Source organism: Streptomyces sp. NPDC002793, assembly GCF_040295485.1.
Lineage (GTDB): Bacteria > Actinomycetota > Actinomycetes > Streptomycetales > Streptomycetaceae > Streptomyces.
Genome location: NZ_JBEOVL010000012.1, coordinates 81,155 through 107,433, shown reverse-complemented (window position 1 = coordinate 107,433; position 26,279 = coordinate 81,155). Strand labels below are relative to the sequence as shown.

28 protein-coding genes, 1 tRNA gene, 1 pseudogene and 1 riboswitch are annotated in these 26,279 nt (G+C 70.4%); of the genes and pseudogenes, 14 read left to right on the top strand and 16 right to left on the bottom strand.

What is annotated here, in order from left to right; translation table 11 throughout:
* Positions 1 to 76 precede the first annotated feature (76 nt).
* Positions 77 to 943 carry an AraC family transcriptional regulator gene (locus ABT001_RS14425; protein WP_351276572.1) on the top strand — a complete coding sequence of 289 codons (867 nt, stop codon included), beginning with the start codon at positions 77 to 79 and terminating at the stop codon, positions 941 to 943.
* Between the two features lie 9 nt (positions 944 to 952).
* Here ABT001_RS14425 and ABT001_RS14420 read toward each other — a convergent pair whose 3' ends face one another.
* Together ABT001_RS14420 and ABT001_RS14415 are read right to left on the bottom strand one after the other, a co-directional pair.
* Positions 953 to 1,078, bottom strand: a complete 126-nt coding sequence (locus ABT001_RS14420; RefSeq protein WP_351276801.1) for a hypothetical protein — start codon at positions 1,076 to 1,078, stop codon at positions 953 to 955.
* Between the two features lie 11 nt (positions 1,079 to 1,089).
* Positions 1,090 to 1,407, bottom strand: a pseudogene (locus ABT001_RS14415) (AAC(3) family N-acetyltransferase); the annotation flags it as partial.
* A gap of 185 nt (positions 1,408 to 1,592) precedes the next feature.
* Between ABT001_RS14415 and ABT001_RS14410 the strand changes: the two are divergent.
* Positions 1,593 to 2,240 (top strand): hypothetical protein, encoded by a 648-nt coding sequence (locus tag ABT001_RS14410; protein WP_351276570.1) that lies wholly within the window; start codon positions 1,593 to 1,595, stop codon positions 2,238 to 2,240.
* A 216-nt stretch (positions 2,241 to 2,456) separates the two neighbouring features.
* Positions 2,457 to 4,106 carry a cellulase family glycosylhydrolase gene (locus ABT001_RS14405; protein ID WP_351276568.1) on the top strand — a complete coding sequence of 550 codons (1,650 nt, stop codon included), beginning with the start codon at positions 2,457 to 2,459 and terminating at the stop codon, positions 4,104 to 4,106.
* Positions 4,107 to 4,190: 84 nt separating this feature from the next.
* Here ABT001_RS14405 and ABT001_RS14400 read toward each other — a convergent pair whose 3' ends face one another.
* Positions 4,191 to 4,550, bottom strand: a complete 360-nt coding sequence (locus ABT001_RS14400; protein ID WP_351276566.1) for a hypothetical protein — start codon at positions 4,548 to 4,550, stop codon at positions 4,191 to 4,193.
* 162 nt (positions 4,551 to 4,712) lie between these two features.
* Here ABT001_RS14400 and ABT001_RS14395 point away from each other — a divergent pair, with 162 nt between their 5' ends.
* Together ABT001_RS14395 and ABT001_RS14390 are read left to right on the top strand one after the other, a co-directional pair.
* Positions 4,713 to 5,306 (top strand): dihydrofolate reductase family protein, encoded by a 594-nt coding sequence (locus ABT001_RS14395; protein WP_351276564.1) that lies wholly within the window; start codon positions 4,713 to 4,715, stop codon positions 5,304 to 5,306.
* A gap of 46 nt (positions 5,307 to 5,352) precedes the next feature.
* Positions 5,353 to 6,315, top strand: coding sequence for an ATP-dependent DNA ligase (locus ABT001_RS14390; RefSeq protein ID WP_351276562.1), 963 nt, complete (start codon positions 5,353 to 5,355; stop codon positions 6,313 to 6,315).
* 31 nt (positions 6,316 to 6,346) lie between these two features.
* On the opposite strand, the gene ku is transcribed toward ABT001_RS14390, so the two are convergent.
* Together ku and ABT001_RS14380 are read right to left on the bottom strand one after the other, a co-directional pair.
* Complete coding sequence (gene ku, locus ABT001_RS14385) at positions 6,347 to 7,336, bottom strand: non-homologous end joining protein Ku (protein WP_351276560.1); 990 nt, start codon at positions 7,334 to 7,336, stop codon at positions 6,347 to 6,349.
* A 186-nt stretch (positions 7,337 to 7,522) separates the two neighbouring features.
* Positions 7,523 to 7,999 (bottom strand): GNAT family N-acetyltransferase, encoded by a 477-nt coding sequence (locus tag ABT001_RS14380; protein ID WP_351276558.1) that lies wholly within the window; start codon positions 7,997 to 7,999, stop codon positions 7,523 to 7,525.
* Between the two features lie 204 nt (positions 8,000 to 8,203).
* Between ABT001_RS14380 and ABT001_RS14375 the strand changes: the two genes are divergently transcribed.
* The 4 genes from ABT001_RS14375 (at position 8,204) to ABT001_RS14360 (ending at position 11,804) form a co-directional block, all read left to right on the top strand.
* Complete coding sequence (locus ABT001_RS14375) at positions 8,204 to 9,046, top strand: class II fructose-bisphosphate aldolase (RefSeq protein WP_351276556.1); 843 nt, start codon at positions 8,204 to 8,206, stop codon at positions 9,044 to 9,046.
* A 36-nt stretch (positions 9,047 to 9,082) separates the two neighbouring features.
* Positions 9,083 to 9,862, top strand: a complete 780-nt coding sequence (locus ABT001_RS14370) for a DeoR/GlpR family DNA-binding transcription regulator (RefSeq protein WP_351276554.1) — start codon at positions 9,083 to 9,085, stop codon at positions 9,860 to 9,862.
* 93 nt (positions 9,863 to 9,955) lie between these two features.
* A complete protein-coding gene (argG, locus tag ABT001_RS14365; protein WP_351276552.1) occupies positions 9,956 to 11,404 on the top strand; it encodes an argininosuccinate synthase in 1,449 nt (482 codons plus the stop codon).
* A 94-nt stretch (positions 11,405 to 11,498) separates the two neighbouring features.
* The gene (locus tag ABT001_RS14360) at positions 11,499 to 11,804 is read left to right on the top strand and encodes a hypothetical protein (protein WP_351276550.1); all 306 of its coding nucleotides are present in this window, start codon (positions 11,499 to 11,501) and stop codon (positions 11,802 to 11,804) included.
* Positions 11,805 to 11,849: 45 nt separating this feature from the next.
* Here the strand turns inward: ABT001_RS14360 and ABT001_RS14355 are convergent, their stop codons facing one another.
* Positions 11,850 to 13,190, bottom strand: coding sequence for a DUF445 domain-containing protein (locus ABT001_RS14355; protein ID WP_351276548.1), 1,341 nt, complete (start codon positions 13,188 to 13,190; stop codon positions 11,850 to 11,852).
* Positions 13,191 to 13,343: 153 nt separating this feature from the next.
* Between ABT001_RS14355 and ABT001_RS14350 the strand changes: the two genes are divergently transcribed.
* Complete coding sequence (locus ABT001_RS14350) at positions 13,344 to 14,606, top strand: SGNH/GDSL hydrolase family protein (protein ID WP_351276546.1); 1,263 nt, start codon at positions 13,344 to 13,346, stop codon at positions 14,604 to 14,606.
* A 64-nt stretch (positions 14,607 to 14,670) separates the two neighbouring features.
* On the opposite strand, the gene ABT001_RS14345 is transcribed toward ABT001_RS14350, so the two are convergent.
* Genes ABT001_RS14345 through ABT001_RS14330 form a run of 4 tightly spaced genes read right to left on the bottom strand, consistent with a single transcriptional unit; the run spans position 14,671 to position 18,071 of the window.
* Positions 14,671 to 15,360: a DUF1707 SHOCT-like domain-containing protein gene (locus ABT001_RS14345; protein ID WP_351276793.1), complete on the bottom strand. Its 690-nt coding sequence runs from the start codon at positions 15,358 to 15,360 to the stop codon at positions 14,671 to 14,673.
* Between the two features lie 55 nt (positions 15,361 to 15,415).
* Positions 15,416 to 16,384, bottom strand: coding sequence for an ABC transporter ATP-binding protein (locus tag ABT001_RS14340; RefSeq protein WP_351276790.1), 969 nt, complete (start codon positions 16,382 to 16,384; stop codon positions 15,416 to 15,418).
* Between the two features lie 18 nt (positions 16,385 to 16,402).
* Positions 16,403 to 17,278 carry an ABC transporter permease gene (locus tag ABT001_RS14335; RefSeq protein ID WP_351276544.1) on the bottom strand — a complete coding sequence of 292 codons (876 nt, stop codon included), beginning with the start codon at positions 17,276 to 17,278 and terminating at the stop codon, positions 16,403 to 16,405.
* Positions 17,271 to 18,071, bottom strand: coding sequence for an ABC transporter permease (locus ABT001_RS14330; protein ID WP_351276542.1), 801 nt, complete (start codon positions 18,069 to 18,071; stop codon positions 17,271 to 17,273). The genes ABT001_RS14335 and ABT001_RS14330 overlap by 8 nt, the downstream gene beginning before the upstream one ends.
* Before the next feature lie 147 nt (positions 18,072 to 18,218).
* Between ABT001_RS14330 and ABT001_RS14325 the strand changes: the two genes are divergently transcribed.
* A complete protein-coding gene (locus ABT001_RS14325) occupies positions 18,219 to 20,660 on the top strand; it encodes a transglycosylase domain-containing protein (protein WP_351276540.1) in 2,442 nt (813 codons plus the stop codon).
* Positions 20,661 to 20,673: 13 nt separating this feature from the next.
* Here ABT001_RS14325 and ABT001_RS14320 read toward each other — a convergent pair whose 3' ends face one another.
* The 3 genes from ABT001_RS14320 to ABT001_RS14310 form a co-directional block, all read right to left on the bottom strand.
* Complete coding sequence (locus ABT001_RS14320) at positions 20,674 to 20,994, bottom strand: DMT family transporter (RefSeq protein ID WP_033298982.1); 321 nt, start codon at positions 20,992 to 20,994, stop codon at positions 20,674 to 20,676.
* Positions 20,995 to 21,040: 46 nt separating this feature from the next.
* Positions 21,041 to 21,106: riboswitch (guanidine-III (ykkC-III) riboswitch) on the bottom strand.
* Positions 21,107 to 21,159: 53 nt separating this feature from the next.
* Entirely contained in the window at positions 21,160 to 21,495 is a 336-nt protein-coding gene (locus ABT001_RS14315; RefSeq protein ID WP_351276788.1) for a GroES family chaperonin, read from the bottom strand.
* 65 nt (positions 21,496 to 21,560) lie between these two features.
* Positions 21,561 to 21,881, bottom strand: coding sequence for a DUF3618 domain-containing protein (locus ABT001_RS14310; protein ID WP_351276538.1), 321 nt, complete (start codon positions 21,879 to 21,881; stop codon positions 21,561 to 21,563).
* 130 nt (positions 21,882 to 22,011) lie between these two features.
* Here ABT001_RS14310 and bcp point away from each other — a divergent pair, with 130 nt between their 5' ends.
* The 3 genes from bcp (at position 22,012) to ABT001_RS14295 (ending at position 24,321) form a co-directional block, all read left to right on the top strand.
* Positions 22,012 to 22,479 (top strand): thioredoxin-dependent thiol peroxidase, encoded by a 468-nt coding sequence (bcp, locus tag ABT001_RS14305; protein ID WP_351276536.1) that lies wholly within the window; start codon positions 22,012 to 22,014, stop codon positions 22,477 to 22,479.
* Positions 22,480 to 22,606: 127 nt separating this feature from the next.
* Positions 22,607 to 24,103 carry a glycine betaine/L-proline transporter ProP gene (gene proP, locus ABT001_RS14300; protein ID WP_351276534.1) on the top strand — a complete coding sequence of 499 codons (1,497 nt, stop codon included), beginning with the start codon at positions 22,607 to 22,609 and terminating at the stop codon, positions 24,101 to 24,103.
* A gap of 130 nt (positions 24,104 to 24,233) precedes the next feature.
* Positions 24,234 to 24,321: transfer RNA gene (locus ABT001_RS14295), tRNA-Leu, on the top strand.
* 57 nt (positions 24,322 to 24,378) lie between these two features.
* Here the strand turns inward: ABT001_RS14295 and rdgB are convergent.
* From rdgB to rph, 3 genes are all read right to left on the bottom strand, one after another.
* Positions 24,379 to 24,981 (bottom strand): RdgB/HAM1 family non-canonical purine NTP pyrophosphatase, encoded by a 603-nt coding sequence (gene rdgB / locus ABT001_RS14290; RefSeq protein ID WP_351276532.1) that lies wholly within the window; start codon positions 24,979 to 24,981, stop codon positions 24,379 to 24,381.
* A 21-nt stretch (positions 24,982 to 25,002) separates the two neighbouring features.
* Positions 25,003 to 25,395, bottom strand: a complete 393-nt coding sequence (locus ABT001_RS14285) for a DUF8711 family protein (protein ID WP_351276530.1) — start codon at positions 25,393 to 25,395, stop codon at positions 25,003 to 25,005.
* A 103-nt stretch (positions 25,396 to 25,498) separates the two neighbouring features.
* Entirely contained in the window at positions 25,499 to 26,236 is a 738-nt protein-coding gene (gene rph / locus ABT001_RS14280; protein ID WP_351276528.1) for a ribonuclease PH, read from the bottom strand.
* Positions 26,237 to 26,279: the final 43 nt, after the last annotated feature.

The following is a 26,279-nucleotide window of genomic DNA, read 5'->3' as shown; positions in this document are numbered from 1 at the left end:
GCATCGGGCACAGGATGTCGGGTCCGGAAGGGTGGGTCCTTCCTAACGTGAGGAAGCGAAAGGGAAGGAGTCCGGAATGCTGGACCGGCTGAACCAGGCCATGGAGCAGATCGAGTCACACCTCGACCAGCCGCTCGACGTGGCCGGTCTCGCGCGGATCGCGATGACGTCGGAGTACCACTTCCGGCGCATGTTCTCCGCGCTGGCGGGCCTCCCGCTGTCGGAGTACGTCCGGCGCAGACGGCTCACCGTGGCGGGCGCCGAGGTGCTCGCCGGTGACCGGACGCTGCTGGACATCGCGACGCGCTACGGCTACGGCTCGGGCGAGGCCTTCGCCCGGGCGTTCCGCACCATGCACGGTGTGGGGCCGGGCGAGGCCCGGCGGACCGGTGCGGTTCTGCACTCCCAGCAACGGATGTCCTTCCGCCTCATCGTCGAAGGGAGCAGCAGCATGCGGTACAGGATCGTGGACAGGGCGGATTTCCGGGTGGTCGGCAGGAAGGCCCGCGTCCCGCTCGTGCACGAAGGGGTCAATCCGGCGATCGCCGACTTCATCCGGGGCCTCGGCAAGGACACCCTGGGGCGCATCGCCGCCCTGTCCGACCAGGAGCCGGCGGGGATCGTCCAGGTCAGCGACAAGCTCGACCCGAGTCGGGCCGAGGGGACCGAACTCGACTACTACCACGGGGTGGTGACGGGCGCCGAGGTGCCCGAGGACATGGACGTCCTGGACGTCCCGGCGGGCCTGTGGGCCGTCTTCGAGAATTCGGGGCCGTTTCCGCAGGCGCTCCAGTACCTGTGGCGGGACGTGTTCACGCAGTGGTTCCCGTCGAATCCGTACGCGAGCAGGCCGGGGCCGGAGATCCTGAGCGTGCGCCTGTCCGAGGACGGGACCCAGGCGGACGCAGAGCTGTGGATCCCGGTGGAACGGTCCGCCGTCTGAGCGGGTCCGCTACCGGGCGCCGCCCAGCCTCTCCTCGATCCAGGCGATTCCGAAGTCCAGGACCTCGCCGGCTTCGAAGAGATGGCTGTCGGCCGCACCGACCGTGCCCCGGCGTCCGATTCCGGCGGCCAGCATGTCGCGGACAGCGGGTCGTACGCCGGGTGTTCGGCCCGTACGGCGTCCTGCCAGGGCTGCGGCCGGTCGGCGAGGTCGTACGGCGGGGAGTCGTTCCAGCCGCAGGTCACCATCAGGGTCCCCCGCTCCCCCACGGTCTCGCACAGGGCTCCGATGAGGGTCGGGGGACCTCCGGCCACGTGACCGATGGCGGACAACCGCGTGTGGAACATGACGGTGTCGCCCTCGGCGAGGCCCAGCGCGGTCAGCTCGCGGACGAGCCGACCGCGGGTCACGGGGCGGTCGGCACGCGTGGGGAGGGCGGCCCGGCCGGGGCGCGGTTCGTCCATGGGGGCGACGCTACCGCTCGCACGGCTGAAGGAGCGTTGCCGAGGGAGCGTTCTCGACGAAGACGGGCGCGAGTCCCGGCGCGTTCCGGGAACCGCATGGCGTGATTCAGCCGTCCTCAGGCCCGAAACACCGCGCGAGTCACAGTGGGTGCCGTGCGGGACACGCCACGTATCCAAGGAGCAGCATGACCGCCCACGGCAGTACGCGACCCCGGAACGACCGTCAGACCCGCAGCACCCGCACGGTCCTCAGGGACTGCGCGAAGGGCGTCCTGGTGCTCACGCTCACCCTCGGAGCCACCACGGCCTGCAGCCAGTTGTCGGACGGTGTCGACGAGGCGTCCAAGGGCGGCAGTCAGAAGTCGAGGGACTGGAAGGTCGGCGACTGTGCCGGACCGGACACGAGCCGGTCGAAGGACGGCTTCCAGGGGCTCGACTGCGACGACCCGAAGGCGACGATCAAGGCGCTCGCGGTCAAGGACGGGGAGTTCTTCGCCGGTGCCGTCGAGTGTCCCGCCGGAACCGACGAGATCATCTCGGTGAAGGTGTCCTTCGGCGGGGACGCCTCCAGCGGCGGCATCCCCAGCAAGACCATCTGCGGACGCAACCTCTCCGGTGACCACCCGGGGGACGCGGGCGCGGGCGGCGGCCAGCTCGTGGTGGGGGACTGCGTGAGCGAGGACGCGAAGGAAGTGGCCTGCGCGAGCGGCGGGAGCAAGGTCCTCGCCCTGACCAAGACCGCCGAGGAGTGCCCGGCGGAAGCCGACAACCCCATCGAGCTCTTCCCGAGCCCCGGCCGCCCGTACGACGCGATCTGCACCAGCAAGGCCTGACGGGCCGCGACCGGGCCCGTTCCCTCCGGTCGTGGCCCGACGGCAGGGGGCCGCGCACAGTCGGTGCGCCGATGTGTGCGCGACTCCTTGACGTGCCCCTGCCCAGATGGCTTTATGGGAGCGCTCCCACGCCGTCCGGCGTGTGCGTCACCCCGGCACCCACCCTCTGGAGTCGCAGTGAGATCAGCGAAGAGCACCGCACCGCGCACAGCACGAATGAGCCCCTTAGTCGTCCTCCTCAAGGGCATGGCCGCCCTTCTCGGAGTCGCCCTGCTGGGCGCGCTCGGCCCGGCCTCGGCGCAGGCCCGGCCCGCCCGGGCGGAAGCGGCCGCCACCGGTCTGCACATCAGCGACGGCAGGCTGGTGGAGGCCAACGGCAACGACTTCGTCATGCGCGGCGTCAACCACGCGCACACCTGGTACCCGGGCGAGACGCAGTCGCTGGCCGACATCAAGGCCTTCGGCGCGAACACCGTCCGCGTCGTCCTCTCCGACGGCCACCGCTGGACGAGGAACGGCCCCGACGAGGTCGCGGGCATCGTGGAGGACTGCAAGGCCAACCGGCTCATCTGCGTACTGGAGGTGCACGACACCACCGGTTACGGAGAGGACGCCGCGGCGGGCACGCTCGACCACGCGGCCGACTACTGGATCAGCCTCAAGAACGTCCTCGCGGGCCAGGAGGACTACGTCATCGTCAACATCGGCAACGAGCCCTGGGGCAACACCGACCCGGCCGGCTGGACCGTGCCGACGACCGCCGCCGTCCAGAAGCTGCGCGCCGCCGGATTCGCCCACACGATCATGGTGGACGCGCCCAACTGGGGCCAGGACTGGCAGGGCGTCATGCGCGCCAACGCCCAGGCCGTGTACGACGCCGACATCACGGGCAACCTGATCTTCTCGATCCACATGTACAGCGTCTACAGCACGGCCCAGGCGATCACCGACTACCTGAACGCGTTCGTCGACGCCGGACTCCCCCTCGTCATCGGCGAGTTCGGCGGCCCCGCCGACCAGTGGGGCGACCCGGACGAGGACACGATGATGGCCACGGCCGAACAGCTCGACCTCGGCTACCTGGCGTGGTCCTGGAGCGGCAACACCGACCCGATCCTCGACCTGGCGATCGGCTTCGACCCGAGCCGGCTGAGCTCCTGGGGCGAGCGGATCTTCCACGGCGCGAACGGCATCGCCCAGACCTCCCGGGAAGCCACCGTCTTCGGCGGCGGCACCCCGGGCGACACGGAGGCCCCCACCGCCCCCGGCACCCCGACCGCCTCCGCGGTGACGGCCACCTCCGCGACCCTGACCTGGCCCGCGGCCTCGGACAACGTTGCCATCGCCGGTTACGACGTCGTCCGCGTCAACGGCACCACCGACACCACGGCCGCCTCGTCCACCACCAACGGCGTCACCCTGACCGGCCTCACCGCGGACACGGCGTACACGTTCGCCGTCTACGCCCGCGATGCGGCGGGCAACCGCTCGGCGCGGTCCGCGACGGTGGCCGTCACCACCGACGAGGGCGGACCCACGCCGGGCGTGGGCTGCTCCGTCGGCTACCGGGTGACCGGCGACTGGCCCGGCGGTTTCCAGGGTGAGATCACCATCCGTAACACCGGGACCACCGCGCTCAACGGCTGGAACCTCGCCTTCACCTTCGCCGACGGCCAGACCGTCTCCAACATGTGGGGCGGGACCCCCACCCAGAACGGCGCCACGGTCAGCGTCGCCCCGGCCGGATACACGGCCGCGATCGCCGCGAACGGCTCGGTCACGGTCGGCTTCACCGGCGCCAAGAGCGCCACCAACACGGCCCCGACCACCTTCACGCTCAGCGGCACCGCCTGCACGACGGCCTGACCTCCATCAGGTCCCGGCCGGCAGGGCGTCCCATCCCCGCCGGCCGGAGCCTGCCGTACGGAGCCTGGCCGCACGGACCGCCCGTCATCGCTCCGCGTCGAGCGCACCCACCACACGACGGAGCTCACGGGCCCCCCGCGGGGACATCGCCCTCATCACCGTGTCGAGGAGTTCACGGGCCTCCCGCGGATCGCCGCAGCAGTCCCAGTGGGTGTCGCCCAGCTCGTCGTCCCGCCACAGAGCACCCAGCGGCTGCCGCACATGGCGCCTCCAGCAGCGGACCGCCTCGCTGACACCCCCGGGCACGAGGTAGTTGCGGCTCAGCTCCAGGCGGGCGATCTCCGCGAGCGCGCGCGAGGACATGCCGTCGATCACGGTGCTCGGACCGTCGGACACACGGTGTGCCCGGACGGCGCGGAGCCGTCCTGCCCGGCTACGCGGCATGCGTCCTTCGGATAGTCGTCATGCCGCACATGGTGCCACGGCCGCGCACGTCGTCCCAGGAGTTTTCCGGTGTCCCAACCCGGTTGTCAGAGGCGCCGATTACCTTCCTCGTGTACGGAAGTCCTCAGAGCCGTACACCCGGAACGGAAAGAGGAGCGACACGTGCGCATCGTCATCAGTGAGTTCATGAGCCTGGACGGCGTCGTGCAGGCGCCCGGCGGGCCCGAGGAGGACACCGACGGCGGATTCACGCAGGGCGGCTGGTCCCACCCGTACTTCGACGAAGTGGTCGGCGGAGCCTTCGACAGCGCGACGAAGGACGCCGACGCCCTGCTCTTCGGGCGCCGCACCTGGCAGAACATGGCCGCAGCGTGGCCGCAGCGGGCAGGTGACCCCTTCGCCGACCGGATGAACTCCCTCCCGAAGCACGTCGTCTCCAGCACCCTCGGGGACGACGAGCTGACCTGGGCCAACACCACCCTGATCCCCGGCGGATCGGCCGTCGCCCGCATCCGGGAACTGCGCGCGGCCGAGGGCCGTGACCTGCTGGTCATGGGGAGCCCCACCCTCGCGCGGACCCTGCTGAAGGAGGGCCTGGCCGATGAGCTGCGGCTCATGATCATGCCCGTGATCGTCGGCGGCGGGAAGACGATCTTCCCGGGGGACGGTGCGCTGCGCCCGCTCGAACTGGTGTCGACGGTGACCAGCGGCACAGGCGTACACCTCTGTACCTACCGCGCGGCCGCCGAGGCGTAGGCCGTGTCCCCGGGCCGGGCGGCGTCCGTGCTGGGAGGCTGCTGCCATGGCCTCTCTGCCCCGGATCGCCCCCATGCTCGCCACCCCCGGCCGGCTTCCCTCCGCCGCCGTCGACACGCAGTGGGCGTACGAGGTGAAGCAGGACGGCCAGCGCGCCCTGGCCTATCTGCCGGGTGACGGCACGCTCCAGCTGCTGGCCAGGTCCGGGGCCGACATCACCCCGGCGTATCCGGATCTGGCGGCGCTCGGGACCGCGCTCGGCGACGTGACCGCCGTGCTGGACGGCGAGATCATCGCCCCGGACGAACAGGGGCGTGGCGACTTCGAGCGGCTCCAGTCACGGATGGGCCTCTCCGGATCGCCCGGGAAGGCCGCCCGCATGGCGCAGCGGGTACCGGCCCATCTGGTGCTGTTCGACGCCGTGTTCCTGCACGGCCGGAGCCTCGTCCCGCTGCCCTACGCCGAGCGCCGGAAGGCGCTGGAGGAGCTCGGGCTGCACGGCCCGCGATGGTCGACACCCGCAGCGGTCGTGGGGCACGGCGAGGAGGCCCTGGCCAGGACACGTGAGGCCGGGCTCGAAGGCGTCATCGCGAAACGGCTGAGCTCGGTGTACGAGCCGGGGGTGCGCGCCCGTACCTGGATCAAGATCCGCCACTCCCGCACCGTGGACGTGATCGTCGGCGGCTGGGTACCCGGACGCGGGCGGCTGGGCGGTCTGCCCGGTGCGCTGCTGGTCGGCGAGCGGCAGCAGGGCGGCGGCCTGCGCTACGCGGGCAGTGTCGGCACGGGGTGGAGCGACGCCGAGCGGCACAGGCTCGCCGAGCTGCTCCGCGTCGCCTCGGTCGGCACCTGCCCCTTCGAGGAGACGCCGCCGGTCGCCGGTGCGCGGTGGGTGCTGCCACGGCTGGTCGGCGAGGTGCGGTACGCGACGCGGACGAAGGCGGGACGGCTGCGCCACCCCTCCTGGCACCGGCTGCGACCGGACCTGGCGCCGGACGACATCGCGTGAGCCGTGAGGCCGTGAGGCGCCGCGACGCCCGTCAGGAGGCCGTGCGCTTCTTCGCGGCGGCCGTCTTCCTCGCCGGCTGCTTCTTGGCCGCCGCCGATGTGGAAGCGGTCTTCCTGGAGCCCGTCTTCTTCGCGGCCGGCTTCTCGGCGGCCGCCCTCTTCGCGCCCGAGGCGGTCTTCTTACGGGTACGAGCCCTGCCGGGCTCCATCTCGTGCACGGTCGCGTCCGCCGCGTCCTCGCCCCGTGTCTCCTTGGCGGCCTTCACCGACGCGTTCAGCGCGGCCATCAGGTCCATGACCTTCCCCGACTCCTCCTCCTCTTCCCCTGCCGGCACCGGAGGCGCCTTGCCCTCGGACTTGGCCGCGAGCAGCTCCTCCAGGGCCTCCCGGTAGCGGTCCCGGAAGCCGGAGATGTCGTCCAGGGCCATGCTGTCGGTGAGCTGCACGGCGCGTTCGATCTCGTCCTCGTCCAGCTCGGTCTCCCTGGGGGCGAGGGACTCGGGGCTGCGGATCTCGTCCGGCCAGCGCATCGAGTGCAGCACGATCGCGTCCTCCCGCACCCGCAGCAGGCCGAGCCGTTCCCGGTTGTGCCAGGCGAACTTGGCCACGGCGACCTTGTCGCTGCGCTCCAGCGCCTTCCTCAGCAGGGCGTACGGCTTCGCCGCGACCTGGCCGTCGACCGCGAGGTAGTAGCTGTCGCTGATCCGTACGGGGTCGATGCTGTCGGCCTCGACGAACGCGACGATCTCGATGGCCTTCGCCGTCGGCAGCGGCATCCGGTCGAGTTCCTCGTCCGTGACGGGCACGGTCCGGTCCTTGGCGACCTCGTAGCCCTTGCCGATCTCGTCCTGCGAGAGGACCTTGCCGTCGACCTCGCACACCTTGCGGGTGCGGATCCGGCCCATGTCCTCCCGGTGGTACTGGTGGAAGGAGATCGCGTGGTTCTCGGTGGCGGACACCACCTTGATCGGGATCGTGACCAGCCCGAAGCTGATCGCTCCTGTCCACAGGGGCCGCGGCATCCCGTACCTCCAGATCCCCCTGAGTCGCTGAGCCGGGAGGCGGACCGGAGCGCCTGGAAGGGAGATCCGGGCCCGAGAGGGCCTTGGCGCGGCCGGACCACCGCCCGTACCCCCGATCCTCGCGCGCCCTTCCGCGGACCGCATGTGGATCACCGCACGGACCTCATGTGGATCACCGCGGACCGGTCACGGTCGCGGCAGGTCCATCTCGGCGACCACCTCGTCCTCGTCCATCTCGCCGGTCCGGCGGAAGCCCAGCCGCAGATAGAACCCCTCGGGCCCGCCCTCCCCCTCCACCCAGCTCACGGTCACGCGCTTCTGTCCGCGTCGCAGGATCTCCTCGCAGACGGCTTCCACGGCGAAGCGCCCGTATCCCTTGCCCTGTTCGCCGTCGGCGACGGCCAGCCGCCAGAGCCCGGAGCGGAGCCGGTCCTCAGGGTTCGTGGGGTCGAAGCGCACGTCGAAGAAGGCCATCACGAAGGCGACCAGCCGGTCACCGTCGTAGACCAGCCGGGGCCAGGCCGTCCCCGGCTCGGCGTACGCCTCGGCCAGTGACCGCGCGACAGGGGCGACGAACCGCTCCTGCCCGGGTGCGACCTTCAGCCGGCACGCGTCGAGGACATTGTCCGGAGTCACCTTTTCCAGGCGGAGCTGCGCTGTCATACGCGCACCGTACGGGCGCATCCGGGCGCCGGGCCACCGAATTCGCGCAGGGCCCGGCGCCGATGAGAGCCGTGCGCAGGGACCCCGGAGACGGGTCTCACAGGGAAGCCACTCTTTTCTGATCTGCTTCAAGCAGGCTATAAATGAGCAACTTCGAGCACCATTCGCCTGGATTCACGCAGCCCGCACCCGCGAAGGACGCCCATGCCGCTCATATCCACCGGTGACATCACGCACGGCGCCCGGACCGGCGCGACCGGCGTCGGGGCTTTCAACGTCGTGCAGATCGAACACGCGCAGGCCATCGCGGGCGGGGCGGAAGCCGCCGGGCTGCCGGTGATCCTCCAGGTCAGCGAGAACACCGCCCGCTACCACGGGTCCCTCGAACCCATCGGGCTCGCCTCACTCGCCGTCGCACGGGCCGCCGGTGTACCGGTCGCCGTGCACCTGGACCACGCCGTGTCGGCCGGACTGGTGCGTGAGGCGGTCCAACTCGGCTTCACCTCCGTCATGTTCGACGCCTCGGCGCTCCCGTACGCCGACAACGTCGCCGCGACCCGCGAGATCACCGCCTACTGCCACGACCACGGCGTCTGGGTGGAGGCGGAACTCGGCGAGATCGGCGGCAAGGACGGTGCGCACGCCCCCGGCGTACGCACCGACCCGGACGAGGCGCGGGCGTTCGTCGAGGCCACGGCCGTCGACGCGCTGGCCGTGGCCGTCGGCAGTTCGCACGCGATGCTGACCCGCGACGCCGTACTCGACTTCGCCCTCATCTCCCGGCTGCGCGACGCGGTGGGGGTCCCGCTCGTCCTGCACGGCTCCTCGGGCGTCGGTGACGCGGGCCTCGCCGCGGCGATCGGCGCCGGGATGACGAAGGTCAACATCTCCACCCACCTGAACAAGCTGTTCACCCGGGCCGTCCGCGCCTACCTGGACACCCACACCGAGGCCGCCGACCCCCGCGCCTACCTCGGCCCGGCCCGCGACGCCGTCGCCGCGGAGGTGGCCCGCCTGCTGGGCGTCCTGGCCCGGCCCGGGCGATAGGGTTCGACGCGAGCGAGGGGCCCCGAGGAGGACCAGGTGGCGGCACACACACGATGGACCAGGCTGCTGGAGATCCTCAGCGACCGGGGCCACCTCGACGTGCTCGACGCCGCCGAACAGCTCGGCTGCTCCGCCGCCACCGTCCGCCGCGACCTCGACGAGCTCGCCCGGCAGAACCTGCTGACCCGCACCCGGGGCGGCGCGGTCGTGAGCACCGTCGCCTACGACCTGCCGCTGCGCTACAAGGCGGCCCGCAGGGCCGACGAGAAGCAGCGCATCGCGAAGGCCGCAGCCGAGCTCGTCCCGACGGGCTCCACCGTCGGTCTCAACGGCGGCACGACGACCTCCGAAGTGGCCAGGGAGCTGGCCCTGAGGCCGGAGCCGTCGGGCGGAGGCGTGGCGCTGACCGTGGTCACCAATGCGATCAACATCGCCAACGAGCTGGCGGTCCGCCCCCAGGTGAAGATCGTCGTCACCGGCGGGGTGGCCAGGCCGAATTCGTACGAGCTGGTCGGCCCGCTGGTCGATTCCGTCCTGCGCACGCTCGCCCTGGACTACACGATCCTCGGCGTGGACGCCGTGCACCCCCGCTTCGGGGCGGCCACGCACGACGAGTCGGAGGCCGGGGCCAACCGTGCCCTCGCCGAGTGCGCGGGCACGGTGATCGTGGTGGCCGACAGCTCGAAGCTCGGCCGTCGAGCCTTCGCCCAGGTCTGCGAGACCGCCGCGGTGTCGGTCCTGGTCACGGACCGGGGCGCGCCCGAGGACGTCGTCGAGGAGTTCACCGGCCTGGGGATCGATGTCCTGCGGGTGTGATCCCCGTCCCTGAAAAAACGGCCCCGCGGCCACACCTCTCCCACCCGCACCACGTCATTTGCATATACATGCGAGCGAGTGCATACTCTTCCCATGTCTAAGGTTCTCACCTCCCTGCCCACCGGCGAGCGCGTCGGCATCGCTTTCTCGGGCGGCCTCGACACCTCGGTCGCGGTCGCGTGGATGCGCGACAAGGGTGCCGTCCCGTGCACCTACACCGCCGACATCGGCCAGTACGACGAGCCCGACATCGCCTCGGTGCCCGGCCGCGCCAAGGCCTACGGCGCCGAGATCGCACGCCTGGTCGACTGCCGTGCGGCGCTGGTCGAGGAGGGCCTGGCCGCGCTCGCCTGCGGCGCGTTCCACATCCGCTCGGGCGGCCGTGCCTACTTCAACACGACGCCGCTCGGCCGCGCCGTCACCGGCACGCTGCTGGTCCGCGCGATGCTGGAGGACGACGTACAGATCTGGGGCGACGGCTCCACGTTCAAGGGCAACGACATCGAGCGGTTCTACCGCTACGGTCTCCTCGCCAACCCGCACCTGCGCATCTACAAGCCGTGGCTCGACGCCGACTTCGTCACCGAGCTCGGCGGCCGCAAGGAGATGTCGGAGTGGCTGGCCGCCCACGGGCTGCCCTACCGCGACAGCACGGAGAAGGCGTACTCCACCGACGCCAACATCTGGGGCGCCACCCACGAGGCGAAGACGCTGGAGCACCTCGACACCGGCGTGGAGACCGTCGACCCGATCATGGGCGTCCGCTTCTGGGACCCCTCGGTGGAGATCGCCACCGAGGACGTCACCATCGGCTTCGACCAGGGCCGCCCGGTGACGATCAACGGCAAGACGTTCGCCACCCCGGTCGACCTGGTGATGGAGGCCAACGCCGTCGGCGGCCGTCACGGCCTGGGCATGTCGGACCAGATCGAGAACCGCATCATCGAGGCGAAGAGCCGCGGCATCTACGAGGCGCCCGGCCTGGCGCTCCTGCACGCCGCGTACGAGCGTCTCGTCAACGCGATCCACAACGAGGACACCCTCGCCCACTACCACAACGAGGGCCGGCGCCTCGGGCGGCTGATGTACGAGGGCCGCTGGCTTGACCCGCAGGCGCTGATGGTCCGCGAGTCGCTGCAGCGCTGGGTCGGCTCGGCCGTCACCGGCGAGGTGACGCTGCGTCTGCGGCGTGGTGAGGACTACTCGATCCTGAACACCACCGGCCCCTCGTTCAGCTACCACCCGGACAAGCTCTCCATGGAGCGCACCGAGGACTCCGCGTTCGGCCCGGTGGACCGCATCGGCCAGCTCACCATGCGCAACCTCGACATCGCCGACTCGCGCGCCAGGCTCGAACAGTTCGCCGGTCTCGGCCTCGTCGGCACGACCCAGCCCACGCTGATCGGTGCCGCTCAGGCGGCGGCGACCGGTCTGATCGGCGCCATGCCCGCGGGCGGCGCCCAGGCCATCGCCTCGCGCGGCGAGGTCTCCGGCGACGACGAGCTGCTGGACCGCGCCGCGATGGAGTTCGGCACCGACTGACGGGGCCCGTCCGGCAGTCCGTCCGGCGGGGGTCCTATCCTCGGATTCTCGGCGCGTACGCCGACGGATACGCAGGGAAGCGAAGGTGGCGGCAATGGCGAAGGTTCCGGCAGCGGCAGTGGCGGCGGGCGGTCTCCTCGGCGGGTACGGACTCGCCCGCTGGACCGGGAAGCGCCCGCTGGGCGGCGTCGCACTGGCCGCCGCCGGATCGGTCGCCGCGTACGAGTGGAACCGGCAGGCCGGGCCCCGCGCGGCCACCGGGCTGACCGTCGCCTACGTCGCCGCCTTCGCGGGTTCGCATCCCCTGGCCAAGAAGGTCGGTGCCTGGCCCGCGGTGTTCACCGTGGCCGGTGGTGTCGCCGCCGCTTCCTGGGCGGTCACCCGGCGCGGCACCCGCTGACGAACAAGGGGTGTGCCCGTCCCGCCGGACGGGCACACCCTTCGGTCAGCCGCCCAGCGCGTGGGACACCGAGTAGATCACCAGACCGGCCAGCGCCCCCACCACGGTGCCGTTGATCCGGATGAACTGCAGGTCGCGGCCGATGTGCGCCTCGATCTTCTTCGACGTCTGGTCCGCGTCCCAGCCGGCCACCGTGTCGCTGATCAGCGAGGTGATCTCCGCACGGTAGGTCGTGACGACATACGCCGCCGCGTCCTCCAGCCAGCCCTCCAGCTTGGCCTGCAGCCGCTCGTCCGTGGACAGCCTGGTGCCCAGGGACATCAGCGAGGCACGGGCCCGCATCCGCAGCTCACTCCGCTCGTCCTCGGCAGCCGACATGATCATCGTGCGGACGGAGGACCACGCGGAGGCGATGACGTCCTGGACCTCACCGCGCCCCAGGATCTCCGACTTCAGCCGCTCCACCCGGGCCCGGGTGTCGCTGTCGGTCTGGAGGTCGGCGGCGAAGTCCGTCAGGAACGTGTCGATCGAACCGCGCGCCGGGTGGCCCGGCATGTCACGCATCTCCGTGACGAAACGCAGCAGCTCCTTGTAGACCCGCTCCCCCACCCGCTTGTCGACGAACCTCGGCGTCCAGCCGGGCGCCCCGCCCTGCACCGCGTCCATCACGGAGTCGCCGTGCAGGACGAGCCAGTCGTGCGCCCGTACGCAGACGAGGTCGACGACCCTGCGGTGACCGCCGTCCGAGACGATCTTCTCCAGCATCTTCCCTATCCCCGGGCCGACCTCCGCCGCGTCCGCCCGCCGGGTGATCGCCTCCCCGACCACCGCCTGCACATCGGAGTCCCGCAGCACGGTCAGCGCACCGCGCAGCGCGGTGGACAGCTCGGCGGTGACCCGGTCCGCGTGCTCCGGGTCCGCGAGCCACGTCCCGAGCCTCGAACCGACGCCCAGGGCGTGAATTCGGTCACGAACGACGTCTCCGGAGAGAAAATTCTCGCCGACGAAGGAACCGAGTGACTCCCCCAACTGGTCCTTCTTGGTGGGAATGATGGCGGTGTGCGGAATCGGCAGACCGAGCGGGCGCCGGAAGAGCGCCGTGACGGCGAACCAGTCCGCCAGCGCACCGACCATCCCCGCCTCGGCAGCCGCTGCGACGTAGCCCGGCCAGCCGCCCACACCCGCGTTCTCCGCCCAGGTGGCGAGGACGTACACGAGCGCGACGAGCAGGAGCAGACCCGTGGCGGTGGCCTTCATACGGCGCACACCGCGCCGCTTCTCCTCATCGGCGGCGGTGTACGCGAACCCTCCCGACGGCGGCCTCGACCGCCCCTCCGCCGCGGCCTCCGGCCCGGCCGCCGTTCCCTGTCCCGCGTCCTGTTCCATCCACTCCACCCGTCCGCGTACGCGTCACGCCGTGCCGTACGCATTGTCCCTACCTCACCTACTCCTGGGCCGCACGTCGAGTTCCCCAGGAGCTGTCGCATCATGAGAACAACCCGGACACCGGGCCGGACACCGCAAGGAGAACCACCGCAGATGCCCAGGCGCCAGGGGTACGCCCTGCTCATCGCCCTCGTGGCAGGCACCGCCGCACTCGCCGCCGCCGTCGCGTTCGGCACGTCGCTGACCGCCGGGAACCGTCAGACACCGCTCGGCGCACCCGACAGCCGCGGGGCGGCCCGCAACCCCGCCGCCCCGGCCAACTCCACCGGGACCTGGGTCGCCACCTGGACCGCGGCCCCCGTCAGCGCGGAACCGGACACCCGGCGGGGTTATCCCGGGCGTGTCATCCGCAACATCGTGCACACGAGCGTCGGTGGAGACGCCGCCCGCATCACGCTGTCCAACCTCTTCGGGACCACCCCGCTCGTCATCGACCAGGCCACCGTCAACACCCGGCGGGTGGCCTTCGGCGGACAGCCCACCGTCACCGTCGCCGCGGGCCGACAGGTCGTCAGCGACCCGGTCGTCGTCCCCGTCGCCCCCGACGCCGACCTGGAAGTGGCCTTCCGCACCCCGTACGCCTCCGGTCCGGTCACGCAACACCCCAACACCCACCAGACGTCGTACCTGGCCGACGAGCACGCCACCTGGAGCACCACCCGGTGGCGCTACCTGACGGCCGTCGACGTCCGCAACACGACGTCACCCGGAGCGATCGTCGTACTCGGCGACTCCCTCACCGCCGGCAGCGGCTCCACCACCGACGCGGACAGCCGCTGGCCCGACGTCCTCTCCGACCGGCTCCGGCACGCCTACGGCATCGCCAACCAGGGCATAGCGGGCAACCGCCTGCTGCGCGACAGCCCGCTCGCACGGAACGGCGTGACGAACCTCGGCGGCCAGAGCGGCACGCACCGCTTCGAGCGCGACGTACTGAACGTCGCGGGCGCGCAGACCGTGATCATCGCGCTCGGGATCAACGACGTGCAGCAGCACCCCCAGGAAGCGGACCCCGACCGCATCACGACCGGCCTCCGCGCCCTCACCGAACGCGCGCACGCCCGTGGCCTGCGGGTGGTCGGAGCGACACTGACCCCGTTCCAGGGCTACGCCACCTGGTCGCCCGAGAGCAACCGCGTGCGCCTGGCGGTCAACGAAGAGATTCGCGCCGGCCGGATCTTCGACGCCTTCGTCGACTTCGACCGCGCCGTACGCGACCCGTACGCACCCAACCGGATCCTGCCCGAGTACGACTCGGGCGACCAGCTGCACTTCAACGACGCGGGCTACCGCGCCCTGGGCCAGGCCATCGACCTCGGCACGGTGGACGGCACCCCGAAGTCCGACACCTTCTGATCACGGCGCCTCCTGATCGCGGCGCCTTCTGATCGCGCGGGACGGCCCCCAGGGGCCGTCCCGGTCAGCCGAGCTCCTTGCGCCCGTCCCCCGTGTCCGGCTTCCGCAGGCGGTACTCCTCCGCCTCCCTGCGCCGCTGCCGCTGCGCCTTGGTCCACTTCCGCACCACTCCCACCCCGCCCATCAGTGCGAACCCGGTCACCCGCACGCGCGGGGCGCCCGGCTCCGGTTCACCGGCGTCCTTCGTCTGCTCGTCGAAACCGCCCATGAAGCCGAGGCCGTTGACGTGCAGGTCCACATGGGGCGGAACCTTCACGTCGATCCCGCCCATGACCGCGAAACAGCGGATCACGACCTCGCGGTCCTCGAAGTTCGCCTCGCGCAGATCGATGTCTCCGCCGCCCCACACCGCGACCGCGGTGAACGCCCGCCCCACCGTCCACCGGCCCTTGCGGCCGAACCCGCTCCAGAAGGCGAACGCCCACGTCGAGGTCGCCGGGCCACCGATCCGCCGCGACCAGTCCACGTCCCCGGAGGCCCCTCGGACCGTGGCCGGCGACACACCGACCACCGGCGCCACGGCCGCACCCGGCGCCGGGAGATCGCTGACGAGGGGTACCAACTCGCCGTGCGTACGCGCCTTGAACGTCGCGTCGAGCCGCTGCTCGAACTCGTCCATCTCCAGCCGGCCCTCGGCCACGGCCTCCCGCAGGGTCTCGGCGACCCGCTCACGCTCGGCGTCGGAGGCACGCATGTCCGGGTTTTCACTTGTCATACCGCGCAGCCTATAGAGCTACCGCGGGACGGGCCTAGACAGCAGGATCCGACACGTACATCTTCGCGATCACGGACTCGATGTCCGGCTCCCGCACCGACAGATCCACCAGCGGATAGTCGGCCGCGATACGCGCCACCAGCGGGGCGGCCGACGCCGCCGCCGGGAACGCCAGCCACTGCCGCGGCCCCTCCACCTTCACCACCCGCACCCCCGGCTCCGCCCCGAGCTCGATCGGCGGAAGCTCCCGCTCCAGGTCCACGACCAGCGTCCGCTCGCTCTTGCCCACCTCGTGCAGCCCCGCGAGGGCACCGTCGTACACCAGACGGCCGTGGTCGATCACCATCACCCGCTTGCACAACTGCTCGATATCGGTCAGGTCGTGCGTGGTCAGCAGCACCGTCGTCGACCGCTCCGCGTTCAAGTCCCGCAGGAACCCCCGCACCTTGGCCTTGGAGACCACGTCGAGCCCGATCGTCGGCTCGTCCAGGTACAGCACCTCGGGATCGTGCAGCAGCGCCGCCGCGATATCGCCCCGCATCCGCTGCCCCAGCGACAGCTGACGCACCGGAACCTCCAACAGTGCCGACAGGTCCAGGAGTTCGACGCACCGGTCCATGTTCTCCCGGAAACGGCTGTCCGGGATCCGGTACATGCGGTGCATCAGCCGGTACGAGTCCCGCAGCGGCAGGTCCCACCACAGCGTCGTACGCTGCCCGAACACCACACCGATCCGGTGCGCCAGCTTCGTACGCTCCCTGGAGGGATCGATGCCCGCGACCCGCAGCCGGCCGCCGCTCGGGGTGAGGATGCCCGTCAGCATCTTGATCGTCGTCGACTTGCCCGCCCCGTTCGGGCCGATGTAACCGACCATCTCCCCACGCGGCACCCGGAAACTGATGCCGTCCACCGCCCGCACCTCACGCCGTTCACGGCGCAGAAAGCCCGTCTTGCGGCGCACGTCGAAGACCTTCTCGACGCCGTCGAGCTCGATGAAGTCCATGTCGTCCACGCCCACTCCTCAGCTTCCCGTACTGCGGTACGACCGCAGTCCCACACGCCATGCCAGCCCCGCGAGGACCCAGCACCCCGCCGCCACCACCGGCGGCAGGAACGCCACCCACCGGGGCAGGTCCAGCGGATAGTCCCGCCCCAGCACGTACAGGGCCGGCAGCCAGCTCACGAACGCCAGCGGCACCACGAAGGTCACCCCGCGCACCAGGTCCTTCGCGAAGACCGTGGGCGGGTACTGGAGCATCGTCGTCCCGCCGTACGTGAACGCGTTCTGCACCTCGGAGGCGTCCTGGGCGTAGAACTGGAAGGCAGCCCCCGCCACGAACACCGCCCCGAAGATCGCCGCCCCGCTCAGCACCATCAACGGCAGCATCACCACCTTCAGCGGCGACCACGCGATGTCCAGCGTCAGCAGCGCCCAGCCCAGCACCAGCAGACCCTGAGTGATCCGCCCCAGCCTGCGCAACGCGAACCGGTCCGCCGCCACCTGCGCCAGCACCGGGACCGGCCGTACGAGCAGCGTGTCCAGCGTGCCGTCCCGCACCCGGCGCCCCAGCCGGTCCATCGACCCCAGCACCAGATCGGACAGCCCGAACGCGGTCGCCGACGTCCCGTAAAGCAACGCGACCTCCGGCAGGGTGAACCCGCCCAGCACGTCGACGTGCGCGAACATCAGCATGATCGTGACGAAGTCGAATCCCGTCGACACGAAGTTCCCCACGGCCGTCATCACGAACGACGTGCGGTACGCCATCGTCGAGCGCAGCCACATCGCCACGATCAGCCCGTACGCCCGCACCCCCTCGACCAGCCGGGAACGCTCCGCGAACGCGGTCCCCTCCGGCTCCACGACCGCGGCACGCCCCACCCGGACCTCAGCCACCCTGGACCACCACCCTCCTGGTCGCCACCGACTGCAGGAGCCTCCCCGCAAGCAGCAGCACCGTCGCCCAACCGGCCTGGAAGGCGTACGCCCGTACGACGTCCCAGCCCGCGTACGTGCCGAGGAACACATCGGCCGGGACCTGGAGCAGCGACGACCACGGCAGGACGCGGGCCACCTCCCCCAGCCATCCGGGGAACAGGTTCAGCGGCAGCATCATCCCCGAGAAGAACAGCCCGGCCAGCCAGGCGATCTGCATCGCCCCCGCCCCGTCCATCAGCCAGAACGCCGACAGCGCGACCAGGAAGCGCACCGCGAAGCTCACCACGACACCCAGCGCCACCGACACCAGGAAGGCGAGCCAGGTCCACGCAGAGCCAGGCAGGGCCAGATCGAAGGCCAGCGCGCCGAGCACCAGCGGCACGATCCCACGCCCCAGCAGATGGAACGCGGCCCGGCTCAGGTCCCCCGCGAGCCACCACAGCTGCAGATCGGCGGGCCGGTACAGATCGACGGCGATGTCACCCGTACGGATCCGTTCCATCAGTTCGTCCTCGAAGCCGCCGCCCATCATCGCGCAGGTCATCAGCAGGGCCTGACCCAGCCACACATAGGTCAGGGCCTGCGACATGTCGTAGCCGCCGAGCTGCGGCCGCTCGTCCCACAGGGCGATGTAGGTGTACGCCATGATGAAACCGAAGACGGTGTTGGTGAACACCCCCGCGAGCGTCGCCATCCGATAGGTGGCATACCGCCGGAACCCACCGGCCGCCACCACGGCGTAGAGCCGCACCTCGCCCCCCTCGTTCAGCCAAAGCGCCCGACTGTAGTCCAGGGCGATCGGCCGCCGCGACCCCATTTCCGCGAAGGGATCCCAGGGTTATCCGCCCGAAAAGTGCACTATAGGAAAATCATCCGCAGTCGAGGAGCCTCCACAGTCATGAGCCACGAGCCACCGCAGCACAGCGGAGACCCTGGTCAGCAGGGCACCGAAGGATGGACCCCCCGAGACGCCTCGGCCGCGGCCCCCACCCCCGACCCCCAGCACCCGAACGGCGCACAAACCACCGAGGGGCGCAGAAAACACCCCGAGCGGCCCAAGCGCACCGGCTGGCGCCGGGCCCTCCCCACCTGGCGCATGACCCTGGGCGGCGTACTGCTCCTCGCCCTGCTCCTCGTCGGCGGATTCATCGCCGGCTACCAGCTCATCGACATCCCCGCAGCCAACGCCACGGCGACCGCCCAGGCCAACGTCTACGTGTACGCCGACGGGAAGACCGTCATCGCCCGGGACGGCGAGATCAACCGCGAGAAGATCCCCCTGGACCGCATTCCCCCCACCATCCGGCGCGCCGTACTCGCCGCCGAGGACCGGGACTTCTACTCCGAGGACGCCATCGACGTCAAGGCCACCCTCCGCGCCGGCTGGAACACCGTCACCGGCAAGGGCAGACAGGGCGGGTCCACGATCACCCAGCAGTACGTCAAGAACTACTACCTCGGCCAGGAACAGACCATCGTCCGCAAGGCCAAGGAATTCTTCATCTCCATCAAGCTCGACCGTGAACAGAGCAAGGACGAGATCCTGGAGGGCTACCTCAACACCAGCTACTTCGGACGCAACGCCTACGGCATCCAGGCCGCCTCCCACGCCTACTACGGCAAGGACGTCGAAGACCTCGACGCCGGCGAAGGCGCCTACCTCGCCTCCCTGCTCAACGCCCCCAGCTCCTACGACGTCGTCGCCCACCCCGAGAACAAGAAGGCCGTACTCGCCCGCTGGGACTACGTACTGGACGGCATGGTCAAGCACGACTGGCTCACCCCGGCCGACCGCGACGCGATGACCTTCCCCGTCCCCGGCAAGGCCAAGCCCGCCACCGCGCTCTCCGGCCAGCGCGGCTACATCGTCCAGGCCGTCGAGGACTACCTCACCGAGAACAAGATCATCGACGAGGACACCCTCGCCACCGGCGGCTACCGCATCACCACCACACTCCAGAAGAAGAAACAGGACGCCCTCGTCGAAGCCGTCAAGGACAACGTCCTGTCCAAGACCAGCGACGACCGCGACGCCGACCGCAACGTCCGCGCCGGCGGCGCCTCCATCGACCCCGCCAACGGCCACGTCGTCGCCCTCTACGGCGGCGTCGACTACACGAGGCAGTACGTCAACAACGCCACCCGCCGCGACTACCAAGTCGGCTCCACCTTCAAACCGTTCGTCCTCGCCGCAGCCCTCGCCAACGGATCCACCACCCAGAAGGACCGCACCATCACCCCCAACACCCGCTACGACGGCACCAACGAACGCACCGTCCAGGCCTCCACCGGCTCCACCGGCTACTCCCCCGCCAACGAGGACGACGTCGACTACGGCTCCATCACCGTCCGCGAAGCCACCGACAAATCCGTCAACGCCGTCTACGCCCAGATGGCCCAGGACGTCGGCCCCGACACGGTCAAGGACACCGCGATCGCCCTCGGCATCCCCCGGAGCACCCCCGACCTCACCGCGACCCCCTCCATCGCGCTCGGCCCCGCCACCGCCAGCGTCGTCGACATGGCCTCGGCCTACGCCACCCTCGCCGACCACGGCAGACAGCGCCCCCACACCCTCGTCGCCAGGATCAGCAAGAACGGCACCGAGCTCGACCTCCCGACCCGCACCACCCGCCGCGCCATCAGCCGCGAAGCCGCCGACACCACCACCTCCGTCCTGCGCAGCGTCGTCGACGGCGGCACCGGCACCGCCGCCCAGGGCGCGGGCCGCCCCGCCGCCGGCAAGACGGGCACCGCCGAGGAGGACAAGGCCGCCTGGTTCGCCGGCTACACCCCCGACCTCGCCACCGTCATCGCCGTCATGGGCCAGGACCCCGAGACCGGCGTCCAGAAGCCCCTGTACGGCGCACTCGGCCTGGCCCGCATGAACGGCGGCGGCGCACCCGCCCAGACCTGGGCCGCCTACACCCGCGCCGCCCTCGAGGGCAGCGAGGTACAGGGCTTCGAGCTGGAAGCCGACGAAGGCCCCGAAGAGCCCGACCCGGACGAGAGCGCGGAAGGCGAGGACACCGAGGAAGCCGGAGGCACCAGGGCACCGCGCGACCGCCGGGACGACGGAGACACCGAGGAACCCGGCACCGGCGAAACCCGCGAACGACGCGACAGCACCCGCTCCCGCGCCCCCGACGGCGCCTCCGGTGCCACTCGCGCCCCACGGGCACCCCGCACCGCGACACCCGCCGCCACCACCTCACGCGCACCCGCCACCCGGGAACCCGCCGAAGGCCGGCCCGCCGGCCGACAGGGCGAGGACGAGAACGACAGGACCGGAACAGACGGAAGGGGCGGCCAGGGCCACCCCGGCCCCGACCGCCCCTGAACACCCGGCACCCTCAGTGCCCGGACGTCGCCTTCAGCCCCACCACGGCCACCAGCAGCAGACAGACGAAGAAGATACGGGCGGCCGTCACCGGCTCGTTCAGCACGACCATGCCCAGCACCGCCGCACCCGCAGCGCCGATCCCCACCCACACGCCGTACGCCGTACCGATCGGCAGCGTCTTCGCCGCCTGCGACAGCAGCACCATGCTCGCCACGATCCCCAGACCGGTGAACACACTGGGCCACAGACGGGTGAACCCCTCGGTGTACTTCATCCCGATCGACCAGCCCACTTCCAGCAGACCGGCGACGATCAACAGAACCCACGCCACGACGGCACCTCCACGACGACACACGCGAGAACGCGTGACCAACAGGGGTGCGTCGTCTTTGCGGAAACCCGGTACGGCGCGTCTCGTCGGGGTCACACCACCGTAGCAACAAACAGCGGAAAGGCCTGGTGACAACGGTCACCAGGCCCACTCACCCACGCCTGACTACAGATACAGCCCGGTCGAATCCACCGAACCCTCGAACCGGTCCGCCGCCACCGCGTGCAGATCCCGCTCCCGCATCAGCACGTACGCCACACCCCGCACCTCGACCTCGGCACGGTCCTCGGGGTCGTACAGCACCCGGTCACCCGGCTCCACCGTCCGCACGTTCTGGCCGACCGCGACCACCTCGGCCCACGCCAGACGCCGGCCGACCGCCGCCGTCGCGGGAATCAGGATGCCCCCGCCCGACCGCCGCTCACCCTCGGGCGAATCGGACCGGACCAGGACGCGGTCGTGCAGCATCCGGATCGGCAGCTTGTCATCGGTGGTGCTCATGCCGTTGTCGCTCACGACCCGAACCTACCTGCCCCGAACCGGCCCACACGCCCCAGGGCCCGCTCTCAGCGCCTCTTCCGCCGAGCGGAGACCGTCAGCAACGCCACCGCACCGGCCACCACCAGCGCCGCCGGAATGACCCGCTCCAGCCGCGGCGAACCGTCCTCGGCCACGAACTGCGCCTTCACGTCGGAAACCGAACGGTTCACCGCGACGAACGCGCGCCCCGCAGTCCGGTCCACCGTGGAAGCGACCTTGGCCTTCGCGTCACCGATCATCGTCTTCGGGTGCACCCGCACCCCGATCTCGTCCAGCACCACCGCAAGCTGCTCACGCCTGCTGATGATGTCCGCCTCGATCTGCGCAGGGGTCCTGGTATCCGACACTGCGCCGCCTCCGTGGTCGTCGTCGGGGTAAACCTTCATCGACAGTCTGTCAGCTCGGCCGCCCCTCCACCCGGCGGCACCCCCTATTACGCTCGTTGCCACACACCCCGCGTGCCACTCGAGGAGAGACATGAGCGAGCGACTCCAGACCGGCGACACCGCCCCCGCCTTCACCCTTCCGGACGCCGACGGCAACGAGGTCTCGCTCGCGGACCACAAGGGCCGCAAGGTCATCGTCTACTTCTACCCCGCCGCACTTACCCCCGGTTGCACCAAGCAGGCCTGCGACTTCACCGACAACCTGGATCTCCTCGCCGGCGCGGGATACGACGTCATCGGCGTGTCGCCCGACAAGCCGGAGAAGCTCTCGAAGTTCCGGGAGCAGGAAAACCTGAAGGTCACACTGGTCGGGGACCCCTCCAAGGAGACCCTGGAGGCGTACGGCGCCTACGGCGAGAAGAAGCTCTACGGCAAAGTGGTGACGGGCGTGATCCGCTCCACGTTCGTGGTCGACGAAGAGGGCAAGGTGGAGAAGGCCCTCTACAACGTCAAGGCGACCGGCCACGTCGCCAAGATCATCAAGGACCTCGGGATCTGACCCGTTCGTGCGGATCCTGGCCGAAGATGATGTGAGCGAGATCGCAATCACCCGTTGATTCGGTTTGCAACCGCCATGACTGCGCAGAAGCCTTTCCTGGAACACCGTTCGACGAAAGGAACCGGCCATGGCGGCCTCCGATCCCCACCAGGCGGCCGACCCGGATGCGGTCAAACGCCACCCGGCGCTCTTCCGCGCCATCCGGAAGCGCCAGAATCCCCGGCTCCGTCGGACCGACATCACCGTCACCGACGACCAGGCGGTCAAGCGTGCGGTGAAGGCGGCGTCGCTCGGTAACGCCATGGAGTGGTTCGACTTCGGCATCTACTCCTACCTGGCCGTCACCATCGGGCATGTCTTCTTCCCGTCCGGGAACGACACCACCCAGCTCCTCTCGTCGTTCGCGACCTTCGCCGTGGCCTTCCTCGTACGGCCCCTGGGCGGCATGTTCTTCGGCCCCATGGGTGACAAGATCGGCCGCAAGAAGGTCCTGGCCCTCACCATGATCCTCATGGCGATCGGCACCTTCGCGATCGGTCTGATCCCCTCCCACGACACCATCGGCGTCTGGGCGGCCGTCCTGCTGATCTTCTTCCGGATGCTCCAGGGCTTCTCCACCGGCGGCGAGTACGGGGGCGCCTCGACCTTCATCGCCGAGTACGCCCCCGACAAGCGCCGCGGCTTCTTCGGCAGCTTCCTCGAATTCGGCACCCTGGCCGGATACGTCGGCGCCGCCGGACTCGTCACCCTCCTGTACGCCGTCCTGGACACCGGCCAGATGGAGTCCTGGGGCTGGCGCATCCCGTTCCTCGTCGCCGGCCCCCTCGGCCTCGTGGGCCTCTACCTGCGACTCCGCCTGGACGAGACCCCCGCCTTCCAGAAGCTGGAGGGCGGCACCGCCCACGCCACGGAGGCCGCCGACCACGTCGAGTCCACCGCCAAGGGCGACCTCGCCAAGATCTTCCGTCGGCACTGGCCGACGCTGATCCTCTGCATCGCCCTGGTCGGCGCGTACAACATCACCGACTACATGTTGCTGTCGTACATGCCGACGTACCTGTCGGACGAGCTCGGCTACAGCGAGACACACGGCCTGCTCATCCTGCTCGGCGTGATGGTCTTCCTGATGCTGATCATCAGCCAGTTCGGCAAGCTGTCGGACCGCTTCGGCCGTAAGCCGCTGCTGATGGCCGGCATGCTCGGCTTCCTGTTCCTGTCACTGCCGTCCTTCCTGCTGATCCGTCAGGGCAGCATCCCGGCGATCATCATCGGCATGCTGATGCTGGGCCTCTCCCTGGTCTGCCTGCTGGGCACGATGTCCGCCGCCCTCCCGGCCCTGTTCCCGACCAACGTCCGCTACGGCTCCCTGTCGGTCGGCTACAACCTCTCGGCCTCGATCTTCGGCGGCACGACACCCCTGGTGATCACCGCCCTGATCAGCTGGAGCGGCTCGAACCTCATGCCGGCGTACTACTCGATGGCGGCGGCCCTGGTCGGTGTGATCGCGGTGGCCTTCATGAAGGAAACCGCCAACCAGCCCCTGGCCGGCTCCCCGCCCTCGGTGGAGACGGAAGCGGAGGCGGCCGAAATCGTCCACGCCCAGAGCCCGGACCCGAAGTTCTGACGCACCTCGCAAGGAAGGGCCTGTACCGCTTCCCCTCAGAGCGGTACAGGCCCTTCCGCATTTCGTCGCATGGTGGACGTGACCTCACTTACCCACCCCGGCGGTCGCCCGGTACGATGGCAGGCGGCTAGCGGCGGTGGTGCAACCGGCGACACAGCAGACTTAGGATCTGTGGCCCGTGAAACGGCTTGAGGGTTCGAATCCCTTCCGCCGCACCACAAACGGCCTGCGAATCGAAGAATCGATGCGCAGGCCGTTTCTGTGTCCGGAAGAACTCAGCCCACCAGCTCCCGCACCACCGGCGCCAGCGCCCGGAACGCCTTGCCGCGGTGGCTGATCGCGTTCTTCTCCGCCGGCGTCAGCTCCGCGCAGGTCCGGGTCTCGCCGTCGGGCTGGAGGATCGGGTCGTAGCCGAAGCCGTAGCCGCCGGCCGGGGTGTGGCGCAGGGTGCCCGTGAGGCGGCCCTCGACCACGCGTTCCGTGCCGTCGGGGAGCGCCAGGGCCGCGGCGCAGGCGAAGTAGGCCCCGCGGTGAGGGTCCGCGATGTCGCCGAGCTGGGCGAGGAGCAGGTCCAGGTTGGCCTTGTCGTTGCCGTGGGCGCCGGACCAGCGGGCCGAGAAGATGCCGGGGGCTCCGCCGAGTACGTCGACGCAGAGGCCGCTGTCGTCGGCGATGGCGGGATGGCCGGTGGCCCGGGCCAGGGCGTGGGCCTTGAGGAGGGCGTTCTCGGCGAAGGTGACGCCGGTTTCCTTGACGTCGGGGATGTCCGGGTACGCGTCCGCGCCGACGAGGTCGTGAGTCAGACCCGCGTCGGCGAGGATCGCGTGGAGTTCGGTGATTTTCCCGGCGTTGCGGGTGGCGAGGATCAGGCGCGTCATGCGTCGATTATCGCCGCACGGTCACGGCGTGCAGACCTTGCCGATCTCGGTGGCCGCGTCGGTGACCGGGGTGATGTCGGGGGTCGCGTCGCCCTTCTCGATGGACTCGCGGACGTTGGTGACGCCTGACTGGAGGTCGTCGACGGCCTTGCTCAGGTCGGCGTTGTCCGTGGTGTCGCCGAGGTCCTTGAGTTCCTTGTCGATCTGGTCGAGGGATTCCGACGCCTGCGTCGGGTCGTTGGAGGCGTCGGATATCGCCTGCTGGAGGCTGTCGACGCTGGTGGCGATGGCGTCGGCGGTGCGGACGCAGTCCAGTGCCTTGTCGACGGCGCCGCAGCCGACTGCGGCGGTGAGGGTCAGCAGAGTGGCCGTGACGGCGAGTGCGGTGCGGTGGTGACGTCGGCGCAAGGCCATGGTGCGGTCCCTCCCCGGGGGGTTGATACGTGGACGGACGCACGGTTCGACCCGTGCGCCCGTACTTCACATGACGCTGTGCGCTGCGTACTTGGTTGCTTCTTTACTCGCCGAGTGTGCGGGCGAGTGCCTCTTCCTGGAGCTTGGCCAGGTCGGTGCAGCCGGCGGTGGCGAGGTCGAGCAGCGCGTTGAGCTCGTCGCGGTCGAAGGGCTCGGCCTCGGCGGTGCCCTGGACCTCGACGAAGCGGCCGTCGCCGGTGCAGACGACGTTCATGTCGGTGTCGGCGCGGACATCCTCCTCGTAGCAGAGGTCGAGGAGGGGCACGCCGTCGACGATGCCGACGCTGACCGCGGCGACTGTGCCGGTGAGCGGCTTGCGGCCGTGCTTGATGATCTTCTTGCCCTGGGCCCAGGCGATGGCGTCTGCGAGGGCGACGTAGGCGCCGGTGATGGCGGCGGTGCGGGTGCCGCCGTCGGCCTGGAGGACGTCGCAGTCGAGGACGACGGTGTTCTCGCCGAGGGCCTTGTAGTCGATCACCGCGCGCAGGGAGCGGCCGATGAGGCGGCTGATCTCGTGGGTGCGGCCGCCGATCTTGCCGCGTACGGATTCGCGGTCGCCCCGGGTGTTGGTGGAGCGGGGCAGCATGGAGTACTCGGCGGTGACCCAGCCCTCGCCGCTGCCCTTGCGCCAGCGCGGAACGCCTTCGGTGACGGAGGCGGTGCAGAAGACTTTGGTGTCGCCGAAGGAGATGAGTACGGAGCCTTCGGCGTGCTTGCTCCATCCGCGTTCGATGGTGACGGGGCGGAGCTGTTCGGGGGTGCGGCCGTCGATACGAGACATGGCGTCGAGCCTAGCGGCTGGCGGCGCCGGGTCCGTTCGGGTG